The 21,688-nt window shown below is 55.8% G+C and carries 17 protein-coding genes; 8 read left to right on the forward strand and 9 right to left on the reverse strand.

The features are described from left to right. Positions 1 to 74: 74 nt before the first annotated feature. Complete coding sequence (gene uvrA, locus FPY71_RS08530) at positions 75 to 2,951, forward strand: excinuclease ABC subunit UvrA (RefSeq protein ID WP_149299599.1); 2,877 nt, start codon at positions 75 to 77, stop codon at positions 2,949 to 2,951. Here the strand turns inward: uvrA and FPY71_RS08535 are convergent. Continuing rightward, positions 2,913 to 4,442 (reverse strand): NAD(P)H-hydrate dehydratase, encoded by a 1,530-nt coding sequence (locus FPY71_RS08535; RefSeq protein WP_149299601.1) that lies wholly within the window; start codon positions 4,440 to 4,442, stop codon positions 2,913 to 2,915. The two genes, uvrA and FPY71_RS08535, sit on opposite strands and share 39 nt — an antisense overlap. 142 nt (positions 4,443 to 4,584) lie before the next feature. Here FPY71_RS08535 and FPY71_RS08540 point away from each other — a divergent pair, with 142 nt between their 5' ends. Continuing rightward, the gene (locus FPY71_RS08540; RefSeq protein ID WP_149299603.1) at positions 4,585 to 4,923 is read left to right on the forward strand and encodes a P-II family nitrogen regulator; all 339 of its coding nucleotides are present in this window, start codon (positions 4,585 to 4,587) and stop codon (positions 4,921 to 4,923) included. Positions 4,924 to 4,973: 50 nt separating this feature from the next. Further along, positions 4,974 to 6,383 (forward strand): type I glutamate--ammonia ligase, encoded by a 1,410-nt coding sequence (gene glnA, locus FPY71_RS08545; RefSeq protein WP_149299605.1) that lies wholly within the window; start codon positions 4,974 to 4,976, stop codon positions 6,381 to 6,383. Positions 6,384 to 6,793: 410 nt separating this feature from the next. Here the strand turns inward: glnA and FPY71_RS08550 are convergent, their stop codons facing one another. Next, a complete protein-coding gene (locus FPY71_RS08550) occupies positions 6,794 to 7,681 on the reverse strand; it encodes an alpha/beta hydrolase (protein WP_149299607.1) in 888 nt (295 codons plus the stop codon). 298 nt (positions 7,682 to 7,979) lie between these two features. Between FPY71_RS08550 and parE the strand changes: the two genes are divergently transcribed. From parE to FPY71_RS08565, 3 genes are all read left to right on the forward strand, one after another. Continuing rightward, positions 7,980 to 10,022: a DNA topoisomerase IV subunit B gene (gene parE / locus FPY71_RS08555; protein ID WP_149299609.1), complete on the forward strand. Its 2,043-nt coding sequence runs from the start codon at positions 7,980 to 7,982 to the stop codon at positions 10,020 to 10,022. A gap of 2 nt (positions 10,023 to 10,024) precedes the next feature. Further along, on the forward strand, positions 10,025 to 10,543 hold the full coding sequence (locus tag FPY71_RS08560) for a hypothetical protein (RefSeq protein ID WP_149299611.1): 519 nt from the start codon (positions 10,025 to 10,027) through the stop codon (positions 10,541 to 10,543). A 156-nt stretch (positions 10,544 to 10,699) separates the two neighbouring features. Continuing rightward, positions 10,700 to 12,148, forward strand: coding sequence for a DEAD/DEAH box helicase (locus FPY71_RS08565; protein WP_149299613.1), 1,449 nt, complete (start codon positions 10,700 to 10,702; stop codon positions 12,146 to 12,148). 241 nt (positions 12,149 to 12,389) lie between these two features. Here the strand turns inward: FPY71_RS08565 and sufA are convergent, their stop codons facing one another. From sufA to FPY71_RS08600, 7 genes are all read right to left on the reverse strand, one after another. Then, entirely contained in the window at positions 12,390 to 12,773 is a 384-nt protein-coding gene (gene sufA, locus FPY71_RS08570) for a Fe-S cluster assembly scaffold SufA (protein ID WP_149299615.1), read from the reverse strand. A gap of 20 nt (positions 12,774 to 12,793) precedes the next feature. Beyond that, positions 12,794 to 13,180, reverse strand: coding sequence for an SUF system Fe-S cluster assembly protein (locus tag FPY71_RS08575; protein WP_149299617.1), 387 nt, complete (start codon positions 13,178 to 13,180; stop codon positions 12,794 to 12,796). 11 nt (positions 13,181 to 13,191) lie between these two features. Further along, positions 13,192 to 14,436 carry a cysteine desulfurase gene (locus FPY71_RS08580; protein WP_149299619.1) on the reverse strand — a complete coding sequence of 415 codons (1,245 nt, stop codon included), beginning with the start codon at positions 14,434 to 14,436 and terminating at the stop codon, positions 13,192 to 13,194. Positions 14,437 to 14,489: 53 nt separating this feature from the next. Continuing rightward, positions 14,490 to 15,725, reverse strand: coding sequence for a Fe-S cluster assembly protein SufD (gene sufD / locus FPY71_RS08585; protein WP_149299621.1), 1,236 nt, complete (start codon positions 15,723 to 15,725; stop codon positions 14,490 to 14,492). Positions 15,726 to 15,727: 2 nt separating this feature from the next. Then, entirely contained in the window at positions 15,728 to 16,483 is a 756-nt protein-coding gene (gene sufC / locus FPY71_RS08590; RefSeq protein ID WP_149299623.1) for a Fe-S cluster assembly ATPase SufC, read from the reverse strand. Between the two features lie 118 nt (positions 16,484 to 16,601). Next, positions 16,602 to 18,131 carry a Fe-S cluster assembly protein SufB gene (gene sufB, locus FPY71_RS08595; protein WP_149299625.1) on the reverse strand — a complete coding sequence of 510 codons (1,530 nt, stop codon included), beginning with the start codon at positions 18,129 to 18,131 and terminating at the stop codon, positions 16,602 to 16,604. Between the two features lie 162 nt (positions 18,132 to 18,293). Then, the gene (locus FPY71_RS08600; protein WP_149299627.1) at positions 18,294 to 19,463 is read right to left on the reverse strand and encodes a cysteine desulfurase family protein; all 1,170 of its coding nucleotides are present in this window, start codon (positions 19,461 to 19,463) and stop codon (positions 18,294 to 18,296) included. Between the two features lie 197 nt (positions 19,464 to 19,660). Between FPY71_RS08600 and FPY71_RS08605 the strand changes: the two genes are divergently transcribed. Both FPY71_RS08605 and tyrS read left to right on the forward strand, forming a co-directional pair. Further along, on the forward strand, positions 19,661 to 20,335 hold the full coding sequence (locus FPY71_RS08605; protein ID WP_149299628.1) for an alpha/beta hydrolase: 675 nt from the start codon (positions 19,661 to 19,663) through the stop codon (positions 20,333 to 20,335). A 42-nt stretch (positions 20,336 to 20,377) separates the two neighbouring features. After that, on the forward strand, positions 20,378 to 21,619 hold the full coding sequence (tyrS, locus tag FPY71_RS08610) for a tyrosine--tRNA ligase (RefSeq protein WP_149299630.1): 1,242 nt from the start codon (positions 20,378 to 20,380) through the stop codon (positions 21,617 to 21,619). Positions 21,620 to 21,688 lie beyond the last annotated feature (69 nt).

Below are 21,688 nucleotides of genomic sequence, written 5' to 3' on the forward strand. Positions count from 1 at the left end.
GAGGCACCTTTTCTCTGCCGCACTGAAGCACGATATGTGACCGAAACAAATCATTCCCTGGAACGGCTGGCTAGATGAAGAACGTCATCTCCATTCGCGGTGCGCGCGAGCATAATCTCAAAAATATCGACATCGATATTCCCCGCGACAAGCTTGTGGTGATGACCGGTCTTTCGGGATCGGGCAAATCGTCGCTCGCATTTGACACCATTTATGCAGAGGGTCAGCGGCGCTATGTGGAAAGCCTTTCCGCCTATGCACGCCAGTTTCTGGAAATGATGCAGAAGCCGGATGTCGACCAGATAGACGGGCTATCGCCGGCTATCTCCATCGAACAGAAAACAACCTCGAAGAACCCGCGGTCCACTGTCGGCACTGTTACGGAAATTTACGACTATCTGCGCCTGTTGTTTGCGCGCGTCGGCGTGCCCTACTCACCCGTTACGGGCCTGCCGATTGAAAGCCAGACCGTGAGCCAGATGGTTGACCGGATCATGGATCAGCCGGAAGGAACCCGGTTCTTTCTGCTGGCGCCAATGGTGCGGGGGCGCAAGGGCGAATATCGCAAAGAACTGGCAGACCTTCAGAAAAAAGGCTTTCAGCGCGTTCGCATAGATGGCGAATTTTATGACATTGCCGATGCGCCGGCGCTCGACAAGAAATACAAGCACGACATTGATGTTGTGGTGGATCGTATCGTCGTGCGGGACGATATCCAGGCACGGCTGGCGGATTCACTCGAAACATCATTGAAACTGGCCGATGGCCTGGCCGTTGCAGAGTTTGCTGACGAGAAAGATGAAGGCGGCAAGCCACGCCAGATCATTTTCTCTGAACGTTTTGCCTGCCCGGTTTCCGGCTTCACCATTCCGGAGATCGAGCCACGGCTGTTTTCCTTCAACAATCCGTTTGGCGCCTGCCCCACTTGCGACGGCCTTGGCACACAAAGGGCTATTGATCCAAAATTGATTGTGCCGGATGAAAACCGCACTTTGAAAGCCGGGGCAATTGCGCCCTGGGCAAAGTCCACCTCACCTTATTACACACAAACCCTGGAAGCACTGGCCAGGCAATATTCGTTCAAGCTCACCGACAAATGGTCGGCGCTGACGCAGGAGTCACAGGACGCCATTCTGCATGGCACCGGACGCACCAAAATAGAGTTCAAATACAGCGATGGCCTGCGGTCTTATGCAGCTAACAAAACCTTTGAGGGCATTGTTCCAAACCTCGAACGGCGGTGGAAGGAAACAGACTCTGCCTGGTCGCGGGAAGAGATCGAGCGCTATATGTCCTCCACGCCCTGCCCGGCATGCAACGGCTTCAGGTTGAAGCCGGAAGCTCTGGCAGTCAAAATTGCCGGGCAGCATATTGGCGAGGTTACCGCGCTTTCCATCAGAAATGCAGCCGAATGGTTTGCTGATCTGCCTGGGCAGATGAGCCAGAAACAGAATGAAATTGCGGTACGGATTTTGAAAGAGATTTGTGAGCGATTGAAATTTCTGGTCGATGTCGGGCTGGATTATCTGACGTTATCTCGTGCATCCGGCACGCTTTCCGGTGGTGAAAGTCAGCGCATCCGTCTGGCATCGCAAATCGGCTCCGGCCTGACTGGCGTCCTCTACGTGCTGGACGAACCATCCATTGGTCTTCACCAGCGTGACAATGAGCGATTGCTGGTAACGCTGAAACATCTTCGGGACATCGGCAACACCGTCATTGTCGTGGAGCATGATGAAGATGCGATCATGACGGCAGACTTTGTTGTCGATATCGGACCGGCGGCGGGCATTCACGGTGGGCAGGTTATTGCCTCCGGCACACCTTCTGAAATCATGGCCAGCCCGGCTTCACTCACCGGACGCTATCTTTCCGGCGATCTTGGCGTTCCGGTTCCGGCCAAACGGCGCAAGGCGCAAAAGGGCAAGGCAATCAAGGTTGTGGGCGCGCGTGGCAACAATCTGAAAAATGTTTCGGCAGAGGTGCCGATGGGTCTTTTGACCTGCGTTACCGGTGTTTCCGGCGGCGGAAAATCCACATTCCTGATCGAGACTCTGTTTAAAGCCGCGGCACGCAGAATTTCCAATGCGCGCGATGTACCGGCGGAACATGACCGGATTGAGGGTCTGGAGCTTTTGGACAAGGTGATTGATATCGACCAGTCGCCTATCGGCCGTACTCCGCGCTCGAACCCCGCTACCTATACCGGCGCTTTCACGCCAATCCGTGACTGGTTTGCGGCTTTGCCGGAGGCCAAGGCACGCGGCTATCAGCCGGGCCGCTTTTCCTTCAACGTCAAGGGCGGGCGGTGTGAGGCATGTCAGGGCGACGGCGTTATCAAAATTGAAATGCACTTTCTGCCCGACGTCTACGTGACCTGCGATGTCTGCCACGGCAAGCGGTACAACCGCGAAACATTGGATGTGACTTTCAAGGAAAAGTCGATTGCTGATGTGCTGGATATGACAGTGGAAGAAGGCGTGGAGTTTTTTGCCGCCGTGCCTGCTGTGCGGGACAAGCTTGCGACGCTGAAGGAAGTCGGGCTTGGCTATATCAAGGTTGGTCAGCAGGCTACCACGCTTTCAGGTGGTGAGGCGCAGCGCGTCAAGCTTGCCAAGGAACTGTCCCGCCGGGCAACAGGCCGAACGCTCTATATTCTGGATGAACCGACAACCGGCCTGCATTTTCACGATGTGGCAAAGCTGCTGGAAGTGCTGCACGAGCTGGTGGACCAGGGCAATACGGTGGTTGTCATCGAGCACAATCTGGAAGTCATCAAGACCGCAGACTGGGTCATTGATATCGGACCGGAGGGCGGTGACGGCGGCGGCGAGATCGTGGCCACCGGCACACCGGAGCAGATCGTCAAGGAACAGCGTTCGTGGACAGGCAAGTTCATGAAGGATCTTTTGTCACGCCGATCCATCGGGAAAGCTGAAGCCGCAGAGTGAATAAAGCTTGCGCAGCGCTGCGGGTAGCAATCCCGGCATATCCTCCGCGATAAGGCCGGGGCCAAACTCGCGGCCCGCAACCCCGTGCAGCCACACTGCGGCACAGGCGGCCTCGAATGCCGGAACTCCGTTGGCCAGTTGCGCCGCAATAATACCGCTGAGAACATCGCCCGTTCCAGCGGTTGCCAATGCTGGTGTTCCAGATGTGTTGATAGCTGCACGGCCATCCGGCGCAGCAATAACCGTATCGGCCCCCTTCAGCACAACCACACCAGCCAGTTTTTGAGCAGCAAGGCGGGCCCGCTCCACTTTGCCAAGCGCAGCTTCTTTTGCCAGCGATGGAAACAATCTGGCAAATTCGCCGTCATGCGGCGTTATAACAAGGTTGTCAGCGCTTCTTGCTGCCAGTTGAAACAAATCTGCAGAATGGCTGGCAAATGAGGTTATGCCGTCTGCATCCAGCACCAGCCGCCTTTTCGCATCCAGGACAAGATTGGCGTAGTCCCGCGCAAGATCGCCAATACCAAAGCCTGGCCCCAGCACAAACGCATTCAATCTGGCATCGCGCAGAATGTCTTTCAGCGCGTTTGCATCATCGCAGCGCTTCAGCATGATTGCCGTCAGATGGACGGCGTTGACTGCAACGGCAGATGAGGGTGAGAGCACGGTTACCAACCCTGCACCGGCTCTCAACGCAGCCATTGCGGCCAGTCTTGCCGCTCCGGTTCGGCTGTGACCGCCCGAAAAAACCGCCGCGTGGCCTTTGCTGTATTTGTGCTGGGCACTTTGCGGCCGCAGAAGTGCATCTGCCCATAGTTCAGGCTCGTTGGCAAAAATACGCGGACCGATATCTTCCAGCACGGTTTCCGGCACACCGATATCGGCAAGCAAAAGCCTTCCGCAGAGCGAGCGCCCCGGCTCCAGCAAATGCCCGGGCTTTCGTCTGAAAAAGCTGACAGTCAGGTTCGCTTGCGCGGCACATCCCAAGACACGGCCATCCAGCCCGGAAACGCCGCTTGGCAGGTCTATGGCAAGAACAGGAGCCAAGCCAGCCTGCAGCCGCTCAATCGCCTGCTTTTCAACTCCTGCCAGGTCTCTGCGCAAACCTGCGCCAAACAGACCGTCAACAACGAGGTCGAAGCTTTCCGGTGAAAATTCATCGAGTGGCAATGTTCCGCCTGGCCATTGTTCCAAGGCTTTTCGTGCATCGGCAGTCGCTGGCTCCCGCGCCATAAACAGAGAAACATTTGAACCTCTGGTTTTCAGCAGCGTTGCTGCCACAATGGCATCACCACCGTTGTTTCCCGGCCCGGCGAGAATCGCAACATGGGTTGCCTTGGTAAAATATTGCGCGATAGCATCGACAATGGCTGATGCGGCACTCGACATGAGCTGAAAACTGTCAACGCCCAATTCCACCGCCTTTTCATCGGCTTGCGCCATTTCTTCCGGCGTCAGAACTTCAGGATCCGGATATCGATAAAAGGCCATGGTCAAAATTTCCACACATTGCCTAAAATTATTGCACATGATTGGTGAAACAACAGGCACAACCCGCCACTACTGCTGTAGCATTCAGCATTGTGACGCGTTAGACAACCTATGAGCCTGTATATGGTTGGAGAGGACCACGATGAAAAAAGTTGAAGCGATCATCAAGCCGTTCAAGCTGGATGAAGTTAAGGAAGCGCTTCAGGATGTTGGTCTTCAAGGCATCACGGTGACTGAGGCCAAGGGCTTCGGGCGGCAGAAAGGCCACACCGAACTGTATCGGGGCGCTGAATATGTCGTGGACTTCCTTCCCAAGGTCAAAATCGAGGTTGTTCTTGCTGACGAGTCCGTTGCAGCCGCTGTTGAAGCTATTCGCAAGGCGGCGCAAACCGGGCGCATCGGCGATGGAAAAATCTTCGTTTCCAATATCGAGGAAGTGGTTCGCATTCGTACAGGAGAAGTCGGCGTAGACGCCATTTGACGTCTTAACCGCAAGAATTTTTTCAAGTCGTCCAGACAGGAAGGACCAAGATGACTTCGGCCAATGATATTCTGAAGCAGATCAAAGACAATGACATCAAGTTTGTCGATCTTCGCTTCACCGACCCAAAGGGCAAGCTGCAACACGTTACCCTGGACGTAGCAATCGTTGATGAAGATCTCTTCTCCGAAGGCACGATGTTTGACGGCTCGTCCATTGGCGGCTGGAAGGCCATCAATGAATCCGACATGGTTCTGATGCCTGATCCGGAAACGGCCCATATGGATCCGTTCTTCGCCCAGTCCACCCTGTCGATCTATTGCGACATTCTGGACCCGATCTCCGGCGAATCCTACAATCGTGATCCGCGCAGCACGGCAAAGAAGGCTGAAGCCTATCTTCAGCAGTCCGGCATTGGCGACACGGCATTTGTTGGCCCTGAAGCCGAATTCTTCGTGTTTGACGATGTGCGCTACAAGGCAGATCCGTACAACACCGGCTTCAAGCTGGATTCAACAGAGCTGCCGTCCAATGACGACATGGAATATGAAACCGGCAATCTGGGCCACCGTCCGCGTGTGAAGGGCGGCTACTTCCCGGTTCCACCAATCGACTCCTGCCAGGACATGCGTTCGGAAATGCTGACCGTTATGGCCGAAATGGGCGTTTCGGTTGAAAAGCACCACCACGAAGTGGCGGCTGCTCAGCACGAGCTTGGCATCAAGTTTGACACGCTGGTTCGCAATGCCGACAAGATGCAGATCTACAAATATGTGATCCATCAGGTCGCCAATGCCTACGGCAAAACCGCAACATTCATGCCAAAGCCGATTTTTGGCGACAATGGTTCGGGCATGCACGTTCACCTTTCCATCTGGAAGGGCGGCAAGCCAACTTTCGCTGGCAATGAATATGCTGGCCTTTCCGAAACTGCGCTTTACTACATTGGCGGCATCATCAAGCACGCCAAGTCGCTGAACGCTTTCACCAATCCTTCAACCAACTCTTTCAAGCGTCTGGTTCCAGGTTACGAAGCTCCGGTTCTGCTGGCCTATTCGGCACGCAACCGCTCGGCTTCTTGCCGCATTCCTTTCGGGCAGTCGCCGAAGGCCAAGCGCGTTGAAGTTCGCTTCCCGGATCCTACAGCCAACCCTTACCTCGCCTTCTCGGCACTGCTGATGGCAGGTCTGGATGGCATCAAGAACAAGATTCATCCAGGCGCTGCCATGGACAAGGATCTTTACGACCTGCCACCGGAAGAACTGAAGGAAATTCCGACAGTCTGCCGCTCGCTGCGTGAAGCGCTGGAGGCTCTGGATGGTGATCGTGAATATCTGAAGGCCGGTGGCGTGTTCGACGACGACCAGATCGATGCCTTCATTGAACTGAAAATGGCTGAGGTTCTGCGGTTCGAAATGACACCGCACCCGGTTGAGTTTGAAATGTACTATTCGGTCTGATCCGAAGACAAAACAAACAGTCAGACTGTTTCGGGCGATTGCGAAATCGCCTGAAACGGTTGGAAATTCAGAACTGACCGCCAGGGCAACGTTGCATTCACATGCAAAGTTGTTCTGGTTTTATTTTATGGCGAGGCCGCAACTTTGTGCAGCCTATTCGCCACCGAACATGCTCAACAGCACCGCAGCAGCAAATGTTACGTAAAATTGCGGGCTGGCTTCAGCAAAAAATTCCACGATGGTAGACATACAACCTCCCACCCCGACAAAACCTGACGCTGTGTCGGGCAATGCATTAAGGCGAGGTCAGACCGAAGCCCGCATTATCTTGTTGTCATCTTGCACGGGCGAGCCGTTTCCTTCGCTTTTATGATGGTAGCGCATTTTTTGCTTCAATCAAGCATATTGGTTCACCGTGCAATCAGCCAGTTCAGTGTATCGCGCCAGTCCAGCATGCGAATGGGCGTACCATGGCCCCCTGTGTCAAAGCCGACAAATCGGATCGGATAGGCCGGGCTTTGCGCCAGCGTTTTCTCAACAGTTTCCACCTGCCCCGCCATTGCGTAGACCCGGTCGTTGGAGCCATGTGCGATGAGCAATGGCAGTGCCTTGCCGCCGCGCGCCTTGACAGCGCCGGCCACTTTGGCCGGCGAACTGCTGGCGCCAAGCAACACCATTCCATCCAGCGAAGCAGCAAATGCCGGGTTCTGTGCCAGCGACCAGCAGACCTGGCCGCCCATCGAACCACAGGCCACAATATGTTTTGCCGAAGGGTATTGCCGGGACAAAGCCTTCAGCACCTCTCCAGCGCGTGCGGCGTCGGATGCTTCAAGCGCCCCGGCATCCATGGTCAGATAAAGGCCGTCTGAGCGCACAGCCAGGTTTTTCAGCCGATTAAAGTTACCGCCGAATGTCCAGTCGTTCATGCCCAGCCGCCGGTCACCGCCGCGTCCATGCACAAACAGCACCAGAAAGGCCGGGTCGGCCGACTTGCCCACCTGCCGCAGGGTCACATCGCCCTTAGCGGTTGCAATCGTGGCATCGCTCTCCAGCCCGCGCGAAAGCTCCTGCACATATTTGCCCTGTGCGCGGCGCTCCGGCACGCTGTCGCGCCCGTTAATGTCCTTCATTTCGTCGTAAGGCACGTCCAGCATTCTGCCCTGCATGGTGCTGGCAGTGTGCGGGCTGTAAGCAAACAGTGCATCCTTGTAGGGAGCGATCGGGCCATTTGCCATTGCTGATATGCACGTGGCCGCCAGTGTGGCCGCGACGGCAACGGATGCCCCGAGCATCTTCATGAATTGACCCGAAAGCCGCGATAGGAACCCTGCATTCTTTGCAACACTCTGCCCTCACTCAGAATCACGCTTTTTCACTATCCATGGTGAATGCCGCCCCGCCACTTGTCGAGGCGTGAGGCGACGGTGCAACATCGTGCCGAATCATGCAGCATCTGCCTGCAAAAACCGTGGAAAAGCGGAACTTGCAGCCTCTGGGCGCTTGTAGAACATTTCGTGAAAGTATACCCATCCTGCCTATGACTTCGAGTGACAGTGGCGGCGGTGAACTTTTGAAAAAAGCCGGACAGGAGCGATCATGAGCGACGATCTGTTTTCTGGCCCAACCACGCGTGCACGCCCGACAGCCGCAACACCCGCACCCGCTCCCGCAGCACCTGCGTTGGAGCCGGCTGCACCAGCCCAGCGAGCTGAATCCGACTACACGGCCGCCGATATTGAAGTTCTGGAGGGGCTGGAGCCGGTGCGCCGCCGTCCCGGAATGTACATTGGCGGCACGGATTCCAAGGCACTTCACCATCTGTTTGCCGAAGTCATCGACAATTCAATGGATGAGGCAGTGGCCGGCCACGCAACATTCATTGAGGTTTCACTGGAGCCAGGCGGCTTTCTGTCCGTCACGGACAATGGCCGCGGAATTCCGGTAGATCCGCACCCGAAATACCGGGACAAGTCCGCGCTTGAAGTCATTATGACCACCCTTCATGCGGGCGGCAAATTTGATTCAAAGGCTTACGAAACTTCCGGTGGTCTTCACGGCGTTGGTGTATCTGTGGTCAACGCCCTTTCAGAAACGCTGGAAGTGGAAGTTGCGCGCAATCGCAAACTCTATCGGCAGTTTTATGCGCGAGGACACGCGCAGGGGCCGCTGCAGGAAGTTGGCGATGTGCAGAACCGGCGCGGCACCAAAGTGCGCTTCAAGCCGGACGCTCAGATATTTGGTCAGAATGCCGATTTTGATCCTGCCCGACTTTTCGCCATGGCGCGGTCCAAGGCCTATCTGTTTGGCGGCGTGGAAATACGCTGGTCATGCGATCCTTCCCTTCTGGGTGAGGCAGAAGTTCCGCCAAAGGCGACTTTCCACTTTCCAGGTGGCCTGAAAGACTATCTGGAAAACAGCATCGGCTCCGAGCACCAGATCACCGGCCAGATGTTTGCCGGTCGCACCAAAAAAACCACAGGACATGGTGCGGTGGAATGGGCAGTTTGCTGGACTGCAGCAGATGGTGCGGTTCGTTCCTATTGCAACACCATTCCAACGCCGGAAGGTGGAACGCATGAAGCCGGGCTTCGGTCGGTGCTTCTGCGTGGAATTAAGGCATTTGCAGAGCTTTCCGGCAACAAGCGCGCCAATGTCATCACGGCTGACGATGTGATGCTAACGGCGTCCGCCATGCTTTCGGTGTTCATCCGCGAGCCGGAATTTGTTGGCCAGACCAAAGATCGTCTGGCAACGGCAGAAGCACACCGCATTGTTGAAAATGCCATCCGCGATAGTTTCGACATCTGGCTGGCATCTTCGCCTCAAGATGCTGCACGGCTGATAGACTGGGTGGTTGAGCGGGCAGATGAGCGTTTGCGCCGCCGCGCCGAGAAAGAAGTCAGCCGCAAAACAGCAACGCGCAAACTGCGGCTGCCCGGCAAGCTGGCAGACTGTTCACAAAACGGCGCCGCTGGCGCGGAGATCTTCATTGTTGAAGGTGACTCTGCCGGTGGCTCTGCCAAACAGGCGCGCGACCGGATGCGGCAGGCCATTTTGCCGCTGCGCGGAAAAATCCTCAACGTCGCCAGCGCCGGGCGCGAAAAAATGGGGGCCAACCAACAATTGGCCGACCTGATACTGGCGCTGGGTTGCGGCACGCGCTCAAAATACCGGGAAGATGATCTGCGCTATGAGCGCGTGGTCATCATGACCGACGCGGATGTTGATGGCGCACACATTGCTTCGCTGCTGATTACATTTTTCTACCAGGAAATGCCGGAGCTGATCCGCGGCGGGCATCTGTTTCTGGCTGTTCCACCTCTCTACAAACTATCGCAAGGCGGCAAAACCGCTTACGCCCGGGATGATGCAGATCGTGAGCGCCTGATGGCGCAGGAATTCAAAGGCAAAGGCAAGGTTGAAATCAGCCGCTTCAAAGGCCTTGGTGAAATGCTGCCTGCGCAGTTGAAAGAAACGACGATGGACCCGAACAAGCGCACCTTGCTTCGGGTGGAAATTGACGACGCACCGGAAGCTGGAACGGCGATAGCCGTGGATGCCTTGATGGGTAACAAGCCAGAAGCGCGTTTCCGGTTCATTCAGGAACGCGCTGCATTTGCTGAGGATCTGGACGTATGATCATGAAAAGCTGTTTCGCAAGGCGCCTTTGGCAGGGCGCAGCCATGGCGGCGATGCTGGTTCTGAACCCGGCCATCAGTGCGGCCCAGCAGGCACCCGCATCCGACGCGCCTGCGCAGGAAACCGCACCGGATGTAACCGTGCCGGCTGAAGTGATTAGCCTTTCCCCCTACATCAGCGATGTGCAGGTGTTGGGCCCGTGGACAGATAGCGGCAAGTCAGGCATTTGGCGCACGGCATTGCTGGTTAGTGCCGGGCAACCAAACGGCAACCGTTTTTTTGTGCAGCAGGTTGAAGAAGGCCCCTCAGACCTTACCGTGCTGCAAACGACGGAAATTACCGAAATTGCGCAGCTGAATGGCGCAATTGTGGGCTACAGGGCAGATGAACCGACGCCAGATGCGCCGTCGACTCTTTCCATCTTTCTGGACATTGTGCCACTGGATGCAGAAATTGCCGAAACCTTTGAGCTGTTTATCTCACCTGATGCTGCCTATAGATTTGGCCCGGCTTCCAATTGACCACCATGTCGTTTAAGAACACTTTCAGCCACTGGCAAAAGCGGCTGAAAACATTGCCTTAACTTGACTTTTCCGGGGTGCAGTTCTATGGCCCGGCTATCCAGCGAGCTTCCACTCCGACAATAATTCGTTCCAAAACAGAGATATACAGCGTTCATGCCATTTTCAGAGCTAGGGCTCAGCGCCAAGGTTGTCGCCGCTGTTGAGGCGGCTGGTTATACCGAACCAACGCCAATTCAGGCGCAGGCCATTCCACACGCTTTGCAGCGGCGCGATGTTCTGGGCATTGCCCAGACAGGCACCGGCAAAACCGCGTCGTTTGTGCTGCCTATGCTGACCATGCTGGAAACGGGGCGTGCACGGGCGCGCATGCCGCGCACGCTGATAATTGAGCCAACGCGGGAACTGGCCGCGCAGGTGGAAGAATCCTTTGTCAAATATGGCAGCCAGCACAGGTTGAATGTCGCCTTGTTGATTGGCGGTGTGTCGTTTGAAGACCAGAACCGCAAGCTGGAACGCGGCGTGGATGTGTTGATCGCGACGCCTGGCCGTTTGCTGGACCATTTCGAGCGCGGCCGCCTGTTAATGACCGGCGTGGAAATTCTGGTGATTGACGAGGCAGACCGGATGCTCGACATGGGGTTCATCCCCGATATTGAGCGTATCTGCAAAATGATACCCTTCACCCGTCAGACCCTGTTCTTCTCTGCTACCATGCCGCCGGAAATCACCCGCCTTGCGGATCAGTTTCTGCAGAACCCTGTGCGGGTGGAAGTGGCCAAAGCCTCGTCCACCGCGCAAACGGTTGAACAAAGGCTGGTTGCCTGTTCGACGAAAGATTATGAAAAGCGCGACATGCTGCGCACGATCATTCGTTCTCAGGGCGAAGAACTGACCAACGCGATCATATTCTGCAATCGCAAGCGGGATGTTTCGTTGCTGTTCCGCTCTTTGGAAAAGCATGGCTTTTCCGTTGGCGCACTGCATGGCGATATGGACCAGCGCGCCCGCACCATGACGCTGCAGGCGTTCAAAGATAACAAGCTGACTTTGCTGGTGGCATCAGACGTTGCGGCGCGCGGGCTGGATATTCCGGCCGTCAGCCATGTGTTCAATTTCGACGTGCCCACACATGCAGAAGATTATGTCCACCGCATCGGCCGCACCGGGCGTGCCGGTCGCTCGGGCAAATCCTTCACCATCGTAACAAAAGCCGACAAGAAATATCTGGACGCCATTGAAAAGATGATCGCCAAAGACATTGAATGGCTTGAGGGTGACCTTTCGACTGTGGTGGAAGGTGAGTCCAGTGGCAGGGATGACAAGCGCCCCTCACGGCGCGGAGCAAAGAAACCTTCGTCACGCGGCAAGAAAGACAGCGATGCCACTGTGGCGCCTGTGGACGAGCCGGAGATTGTCGAAACCGCGTCCATTGCAACCGAACCCGCTGCAGAGCCAGTCGCGCTGATTGAGCGCCCTCGCCGCAATGAGCGTCATGATCGCAACCATGACCGCGGCAGAAACGGCGGCGGACGTGAAGAGCCGACACCGGTTGGCTTTGGTGATGATATTCCGGCCTTTATGCTGATCAGCACCGGCGCTTGAAGCCCGGCCCGCGACAGGAGCGACGGGAACGGCGGACAGTTATCAGGATATGGCAGGTGGTTATTCTATCATCTGAAATGTTCTGATCGTTTGATTTGGCGCTATATTCCAATCTCAAACGAAGCCGTTTCACACGATCTCAAGGGTCGCCAGAACAATCTGACCTCAAGTCATTCGCATTGTCTTGCCGTTAAAACGCAACCGTTTTAACGAGAAATGCTTTGGACAATTCCGCCAGAATTTATGGCTGGACCGAGCTTTCCAGCAGAGACTTGTCCGCTGGTGTCAATTCCACAGACTCGCCGCATCCACAGGCAGATGTCTGATTGGGATTGTTGAACACAAAGCCCGTGCGCAGAACGGTGGTTTCAAAATCCATCACCGTGCCGAGCAAAAACAGAACAGCCTGTGGCGACACAAACACTCGCGCACCATCCTTTTCCACCACGTCTTCGCCTGGATTGGGCTGCTCTGCCAGCTCGATGGTATATTCCATACCCGCACAGCCGCCCTTTTTCACGCCAATGCGTATTCCCGCATCCCCACCTTGCGCACGCGCAGACACAAGTTCGCGCACGCGTGAAGCGGCGGCGTCAGTCAGTGTCATAATTGCAAAGCGTCCCATGCGAATACTCCTTCCGGGCGTCAGAACCAGCCAACGGCAACCTGTGCTTCTTCGCTCATTCGATCAGGCGTCCAGGGAGGATCGAACACCAGCTCAACCCGCACCAATTGCACACCCTCTACCGTGCTGACAGCATTTTCCACCCAGATCGGCATTTCACCGGCAACCGGGCAGCCCGGCGCAGTCAACGTCATCTGAATATCAACCGAACGATCATCTTCAATATCGATCTTGTAGATCAGGCCCAGCTCATAGATATCGGCCGGAATTTCCGGATCATAAACGGTTTTCAATGCGGCAATAATGTCGTCAGTCAGCCGTGAAAGCTCTTCGGCCGGAATGGCTGAAACGCTCGTTTCGCCATTCGTGGCCCTCGCTTCAAGCTGGTCTGCCATGGTGTCCGTCATAAGCTTGTCCTTCAAGCGAAAAACCGCTTCGCTTTTTCCAGTGCCTCGGCCAGCGCATCCACCTCACCGAGCGTATTATACATAGCAAATGATGCGCGACATGTTGAGGTAACGCCCAAGCGTTTCAACAATGGCTGGGCGCAATGAGTGCCTGCACGCACCGCAACCCCTTCACGATCAATCACCATAGACACGTCATGCGCATGCACGCCTTCCAGATCAAAGGCAACAATCGCACCCTTGTCCGGCGCGTTGCCATAGATGCGCAGCGAGTTGATGCGAGACAGCCGCTCATGCGCATATTGCGTCAACCGTGCTTCATGAGCAGCGATTTTTTCGCGGCCCACTTCCATCATGTAGTCAAGCGCAGCGCCCAATCCAATAGCCTGCACAATTGGCGGTGTGCCAGCTTCAAAACGATGCGGTGGTGCATTGTAGGTTACATTGTCTTCTGTAACCTCAACAATCATTTCACCGCCACCGTTGAACGGGCGCATGGACTCAAGCGCAGCACGCTTGCCGTAAAGCACGCCAATTCCAGTTGGGCCGTAAACCTTATGTCCGGTGAAGACATAATAGTCGCAATCCAGATCCCGCACATCCACAGGCAGGTGTACAGCCGCCTGGCTGCCATCCACCAGAACCGGAACACCATGTGCATGTGCCAGCGCCGCGATGTCGCGCACCGGGGTGATTGTTCCAAGAACATTGGACATATGCGTAACCGCCACAAGGCGAGTTCTTGGCGAGATTGCCCGTTCAAAATCTTCGATGGCTATCGAGCCATCAGCAGCAACCGGCACAAACACCAGTTTGACGCCCTGTCGCTCGCGCAGAAAATGCCACGGCACAATGTTGGAATGGTGCTCCATGATTGTGAGGACGATTTCGTCACCCTCACGAAAATCGGCACCCAGTCCATAGGAAACAAGGTTGATTGCCTCAGTTGCAGAGCGCGTGAAAACGATTTCCTCAACGCTTCCTGCATTTAAAAACGCCCGGACCTTTTCCCTTGCGTTTTCATACTCATCCGTGGCTTTGTTAGAAAGATAGTGCAAGCCGCGATGCACATTGGCATAGGAGGTGCTGTACGCTGTTTGGATAGCATCCAGCACCTGGCGCGGCTTCTGGGCAGAGGCGCTGCTGTCCAGATAAACCAGCGGCTTGCCATAAACCAACGTGTCCAGAATTGGAAAGTCGCGGCGCACGGCTTCAACGTCGTAGTCGAGCGAGGCCTGTTCCAGTTCCAACGTCATTGGCGTCTTCCTTTATTCCCGAACGTTCAGAGCCGCCTTTGCGGCCCTTTTCGTCAATTGGCCGAAAGCCAGCTGTCGATACGTTCCTCAAGCACTTCAACGATGGCTTCATTGTCGATGTCTTCAACCACTTCCGCCACAAATGCCTTGACCAACAGTGCACGGGCTTCCTTTTCCGGAATGCCGCGCGACATCAGGTAAAACAGATGATCAGCATCGATCTCACCCGCAGTTGCTCCATGGCCGCACTGGACGTCATCGGCAAAGATTTCCAGTTCCGGCTTGGCTGAAAAATCACCCTCGTCCGAAAGCAACAGCGAATTGCACGCCAGCTTGGCGTCGGTTTTCTGCGCGCCCTTGGCAACCTTGATCATGCCCTGGAACACGCCGTGACCGCCCATGACCACGTTGCGGAGGATTTCCGTTGCGGTGGTGTGTGCCACGCTGTGAGTCAGAGAGGTCGTGATATCCACATGCTGGCTGCCCGCGAGCAGGTTGACGCCGCGGATCTGGATATCGGCACCCTCACCCACTGTTTCGCAGTGAACCTCCTGCCGAACCAGCCCGCCGCCTGCGCTGAGCAGAAACAGCATGAGCTTTGAATTTGCGCCAAGGCTGATGCTGATCTGCCCCAGATAGCTTTCACTCGCAGCTTTTTCCTGGTCGATGATCCACAGAACCTCGGCGTCATCCTGAATGACCAGCTCTGAAACGGCGGTGGACAGCGAGCCTGCGGCTGCAGCCGGAACACGCTCAACAAAAACCGCGCGAGCACCTTGGCCGACATTGACCCGCGCAAAGGCCTGCGACCCGGCAGCACGGGGAATTGCCCGCAACTCAACCGGCTGGGCGAAGTTGACGCCGGCGTCCACCGTAATTTCTGAGCCAGCAGAACCGAGTGCTACGTTCAAAACCCGGATCGTGTCATGGTCACGGTCAAGATGATTGAAGGTGCGGCTCCAATCCGGCGCAATGGCGGACGTGGTTACAGTCAGACCCTCATGCGAGGAGTCATTTTCGGCACCCAGATTCACCACCACGCTGTGCGGCAGCAGGGGCGACAGCAAAGCGTCAGCGGCTTCTGCGGATTCCGGTGCAGCTTTCAGCGCACGATCCATCAACACGCGCAGGTCTGTATAATGCCAGGCCTCAACGCGGCGGTTTGGCAGGCCTTCCAACTCAAGCGCGGCCAAAGCCTGTCGCTGCGCGGCATTGCCATTTTGCGCCTGCGCCTGTTCTATCAGCCGCAGCTCAGATGGTGTTCTGGTTTTTCCAGTCTGCAATGACATGGTTATGCAGCCTCATCTATAACCTGAGCATAGCCCTGTTCTTCCAGATGCAGTGCCAGCTCCTTGCCACCGGATTTGATAATCCGGCCCTTGTACAGAACATGCACGCTGTCTGGCACAATGTGCTCAAGCAGGCGCTGATAGTGCGTGATCACCAGAAATGCCCGATCGGGTGAGCGCAGCGCGTTAACACCGTCCGAAACAATTTTCAGCGCATCAATATCCAGACCTGAGTCGGTTTCATCCAGCACGCACAGCTTTGGCTCCAGAAGCGCCATTTGCAGAATTTCAGCGCGCTTCTTTTCACCGCCCGAGAAGCCGACATTCAGCGGACGCTTCAACATATCCGGGTCAATTCTCAAATCTGCCGCAGCAGCTTTCACACGGCGAATGAAATCCGGCGTTGTCAGCTCGGCTTCGCCACGCGCCTTGCGCTGGGCGTTCAAGGCAGTTTTCAGAAACGTCATGGTTGCTACGCCCGGAATTTCCAGCGGATACTGGAATGCCAGGAACACACCGGATGCAGCGCGCTCAGCCGGGTCCATCTCCAGAATGGACTCGCCATTGTAAAGGATGTCGCCCTCGGTCACTTCATAGTCGTCGCGCCCGGCAAGGATATAGGACAAGGTTGACTTGCCCGAACCGTTTGGCCCCATGATTGCGGCAACTTCACCCGCCTTCACCGTCAGGTCCAGACCGCGAAGAATTTCGGTTTCTGTGTCAGCCACGCGGGCGTGCAAATTTCTGATTTCGAGCATGGTCTCTTCTTCGTTCTGTGAGTACAGGCGCCCGGCTCATGGCAAGGCGCGTCCAATCAATTCCGAGAGCGGGCCGTTCAAGCCCGCATTGCACTTGCAAATTTCTGGACTGGCTGGCTCAGCCCACGCTGCCTTCAAGGCTGATGCCAATGAGCTTCTGAGCTTCAACCGCAAATTCCATCGGCAATTGCTGGATCACATCCTTGACAAAGCCGTTCACGATCAGCGCCACAGCCTCTTCTTCCGGAATGCCGCGCTGCATGCAGTAAAACAGCTGATCTTCGGAAATTTTGGATGTGGTCGCTTCATGCTCGAACTGCGCGGTGGAGTTGCGCGCCTCAATATACGGCACAGTATGTGCGCCGCACTCTTCGCCAATCAACAGCGAGTCACACTGCGTGAAATTGCGTGCGTTGGCCGCCTTGCGATGTGCCGAAACCTGCCCGCGATAAGTGTTGTTGGAATGGCCGGCAGAAATGCCCTTGGAAATGATGCGGCTCGACGTGTTCCGCCCGAGATGAATCATCTTGGTGCCGGAATCGATCTGCTGACGGCCATTTGAAACCGCGATGGAGTAGAACTCGCCACGCGAGTCATCACCGCGCAGAATGCAGGATGGATATTTCCAGGTGATCGCCGAACCGGTTTCGACCTGCGTCCAGGAAATCCGCGACCGTGCACCACGGCAGTCGCCACGTTTGGTGACGAAATTGTAGATGCCGCCCTTGCCTTCCTTGTCGCCCGGATACCAGTTCTGCACTGTCGAATATTTGATTTCGGCATCGTCCAGCGCAATCAATTCAACCACGGCCGCATGCAACTGGTTTTCATCGCGCTGCGGTGCGGTGCAGCCTTCAAGGTAGGAAACGTAGGACCCTTTGTCTGCAATGATCAGCGTGCGCTCGAACTGGCCGGTGTTGCGCTCATTGATGCGGAAATATGTGGAAAGCTCCATCGGGCAGTGCACGCCCGGCGGAATGTAAACAAATGAGCCATCGGTGAAGACCGCTGAGTTCAGCGTGGCAAAGAAATTGTCCGAAACCGGAACAACCGAGCCCAGATACTTCTGAATAAGTTCCGGATATTCGCGAATCGCCTCTGAAATCGGCATGAAAATCACGCCGGCCTTTTCCAGTTCCTTACGGAAGGTTGTAGCAACGGAAACCGAATCAAACACTGCGTCTACAGCGACGCGGCGGCCATAGCCGTTTTCAACCGGCTCACCGGTTTCAGCATCAATCTGCGATGGCTCATCGACCCGGCGCACGCCTGCCAGAATTTCCTGCTCTTTCAGCGGAATGCCCAGCTTTTCATAGGTGGCCAGAATTTCCGGATCCACCTCGTCCAGGGAATTGGGCCCGGACATGGATTTCGGCGCGGCGTAATAATGGATGTCCTGGAAATCGATTTCCGGATAATCCAGACGCGCCCAACCCGGATTTTCCATGGTTTTCCAGCGCTCGAACGCCTTCAGGCGCCACTCCAGCATCCATTCCGGCTCTTGCTTCTTGGAAGAAATCAACCGGATAATATCTTCGTTCAGACCCTTGGGGGCCACATCCATTTCGATCTGCGTTTCGAACCCGTATTTATACTGGTCCACATCGATCAAACGCACCTGATCAATGGTTTCCTGAACTGCTGGCATTCTCGTCTCTCCATACTCGCCGGGGTCAAAGCCCGGTGGACGGCGTATTTGTTCTGCCCTGCCTATAGCCTAGTTTATAACCATTCAAATAGTCACTCGGGCAAAAAAGTTGAATAGCAAGTTCCTGTTTTCTTTTCATCCAACAGGTTCGATCGCATCTTTTCAGTCTGAACTCTGCGCAAATCTGGAAAACTGCTTTCCGGCAATTGCCAGAAAATGGTCGATATCGGCCTCGCTTGTGGCATGTCCCAGGCTGACGCGCAAAGCACCTGCCTGTGGTCTGGCCTGCAAGCCAGCATTAACCATGGCTTGCAGCACATGGCTAGGCCCCACTTTTCCAGATGAGCAGGCCGAGCCGGAAGATAGAGCAATTCCAGCAAGATCAAAGGCAATTTGTGCTGTTTCGGCCTGAATTTGCGGATGAAAAAACGCCGTTGTATTGGGCAGGCGCTCTGCCTTTTCGCCCAGAATTCCTATGTCGGTGCTGATACTGCGCAAGCCAAGTTCCAGCCTTTGCTGCAAATGACGCATTGTGTGCGCCGGGGTAACGGATGCGAAATACTGCGCCGCAGCGCCAAACCCGGCAATCAATGGCAGGCTTTCAGTGCCAGCACGACGACCCCGCTCCTGCCCGCCACCGCGAATCAGCGCATAAGGTCGGGTATTTTCATCGCGCAGAACCAACGCGCCCACGCCTTTGGGCCCGCCCAGCTTATGGGCCGACAGCAGAAGCGCGTCCGCCTGCCCGCCAGCCTGGTCAATTGGCAACCTGCCTGCCACCTGCACTGCATCCAGCACCAGCAGAACATCATGCCCATCCAGCGCGGCTCGCACGGTGTCCAGATTTTGCAGAACACCGGTTTCGCTGTTGGCAAGGGACAGGGCCAAAATGCCACCGGCACCGGCGAGGCTGTTCAGCCATTGCGCCAAGGCGTCGGGTATCAACACTCCGTTACTGTCTACCGCCAGCCGGGTCACCGCCACGGCATCAAACCCGCCGCCAGCCAATAGACAGGGATGGTCAGTTTCCAGAACGGCCAGCGCCGCCGCTTGCCATGGTTTGCCCAGTTTCAACCATTGTGGAGCCAGTGCCATTGCCGCCGCTTCGGTTGCGCCGCTGGTGAACAAAACCCCGTCCGGTGATACTGCGCACAGTTGCGCCACAGCACCGCGCGCGCTTTCCAGCAGGGCTTTGGCAGCCCGCCCTTCCGCATGCACGGAAGACGGATTGCCAGGCAACGTCAATGCCGCCATCACGGCCTGGTAAGCCTGAGGCAAAATTGGCGATGTTGCGTTGTAATCAAGATAGAGGCGCTTAGAACCAGCCGTCATTTTACCAGGGTCATGTCGATTTCACATGTCCGCATGTCGCAAATTTCTTGAATTTACGCAGCCAGACAGACTACATAGCGGATTCTGGAATCCGGTTTGTATTGGACTACTTCCAATTCATGGAAACTAGGCGGCTGCGTTTTTTCCGTCAAGGCGCAGCCGGCGATGCGATGCACGGTCGATAGGATAGCAAAAGTATGCCAGAAGTCATCTTTAACGGTCCCGCAGGTCGTCTTGAAGGCCGTTATCAGGCTGCGAAGGAAAAAAACGCACCGATTGCCATCATACTGCACCCTCATCCGCGGTTCGGCGGCACGATGAACAACCAGATTGTCTACAATCTGTTTTATATGTTCCAGCAGCGCGGCTTCACCACTTTGCGGTTTAACTTCCGCGGTATCGGGCGCAGTCAGGGCGAGTTCGACCACGGCATGGGCGAGCTGTCGGATGCCGCTGCTGCGCTGGACTGGGTACAGACTCTGCACCCGGATTCAAAAAACTGCTGGGTTGCCGGCTATTCTTTCGGCTCGTGGATCGGCATGCAGTTGCTGATGCGCCGCCCGGAGATTGAAGGCTTCATGTCCATAGCGCCGCAGCCAAATTCCTATGACTTCTCGTTCCTTGCACCGTGCCCGTCCTCGGGCCTGATCATTCACGGTGATAAAGACCGGGTCGCTCCGCCAAAAGACGTTCAGGTTCTGGTCGACAAGCTCAAGACCCAGAAAGGCATTCTGATAACGCAGAAGACCCTTTCCGGCGCAAACCACTTCTTCAGCGAGCATTCTGAAGAACTGTTGGCTGAATGCGCCGACTATCTAGACCGCCGCCTTGCAGGCGAGTTGTCCGACAGCCGTCCCAAGCGCCTGAAATAATCAATAACCTCCCTGCCTGTCCCTGTTCTGGATTCCAAGCCCATGACCGCATTCAAATCCGACTTCCTGCAAACTCTTTCGGAGCGCGGCTTTATCTATCAAGGCTCTGACATGGAGGCGCTGGACGCCACCGCAAAACAGGGCGGACTGACGGGCTATATTGGCTATGACGCCACAGCAGCATCGCTGCATGTGGGCCACTTGCTGCAAATCATGATGCTGCGCTGGCTGCAAAAGACCGGTGGCAAGCCGATTGCGTTGATGGGTGGTGGCACAACACGAATTGGCGATCCGAGCTTTCGTGATGAAGCGCGCCCGCTTCTGGATGATGCGGGCATTGCGCGCAATCTTGCCGGTATCAAAGGCGTTTTCGCAAAATATCTGGACTTTGACGGCCCGGCCCTGATGGTCAACAACGCCGACTGGCTGGACAAGCTGCAATATATCGATTTTCTGCGCGATTATGGCCGCCACTTTTCGGTCAACCGCATGCTGGCATTTGAAAGCGTGAAGCAGCGTCTGGAAAGAGACCAGTCCCTGTCCTTTCTCGAATTCAACTACATGATCCTGCAGGCCTATGATTTTGTGGAGCTGTATCGCCAGTATGATTGCCGTCTGCAAATGGGCGGTTCTGATCAATGGGGCAATATTCTCAACGGAATTGACCTGACCAGGCGCACGGCGGGTGGTGAAGTGTTCGCGCTAACCTCTCCGCTTCTGACAACCTCATCAGGGGCCAAAATGGGCAAGACCGCGGGTGGCGCAGTCTGGCTCAATGCCGAGATGAAAAGCCCTTATGAGTTCTGGCAATATTGGCGCAACACCGAAGACGGCGATGTCGAACGGTTTTTGAAGCTGTTCACCGAACTGCCGATGGGCGAAATTGCCCGTCTGGCGGCCTTGGGCGGGGCGGAAATCAACGAGGCCAAAAAGGTTCTGGCAACTGAGGTCACCGCACTTTGCCATGGCAGGGAAACGGCTGAGCAGGCCGCGGAAACAGCACGCACCACGTTTGAAGAAGGCGCACTGTCCGACAATCTTCCAACAGTTTCGCTTCCGGCATCTGAACTGGCCGGCGGAATTGGCATTCTGGCCGCTTTGGTCAGAGCCGGTCTGGCCGCCAGTAATGGTGAGGCACGCCGCCATATTCAGGGCGGCGCGGTGCGCATCAATGACGTGCCGGTCGCCGACGACAAGGCCGTTCTGGAAACCCCGCATGTCAATGATGGAGTGATCAAGCTTTCACTTGGCAAGAAACGTCACATTCTGGTTCGCCCGGAATAAGGCTCCTGCCCACCCGGCTTTGGAAAATCAAAGCCGGGTAAACATGACAGAACGGTCCCAAACTCATTG

This window comes from Aureimonas fodinaquatilis (assembly GCF_008369445.1).
Taxonomy (GTDB): Bacteria; Pseudomonadota; Alphaproteobacteria; order Rhizobiales; family Rhizobiaceae; genus Aureimonas; species Aureimonas fodinaquatilis.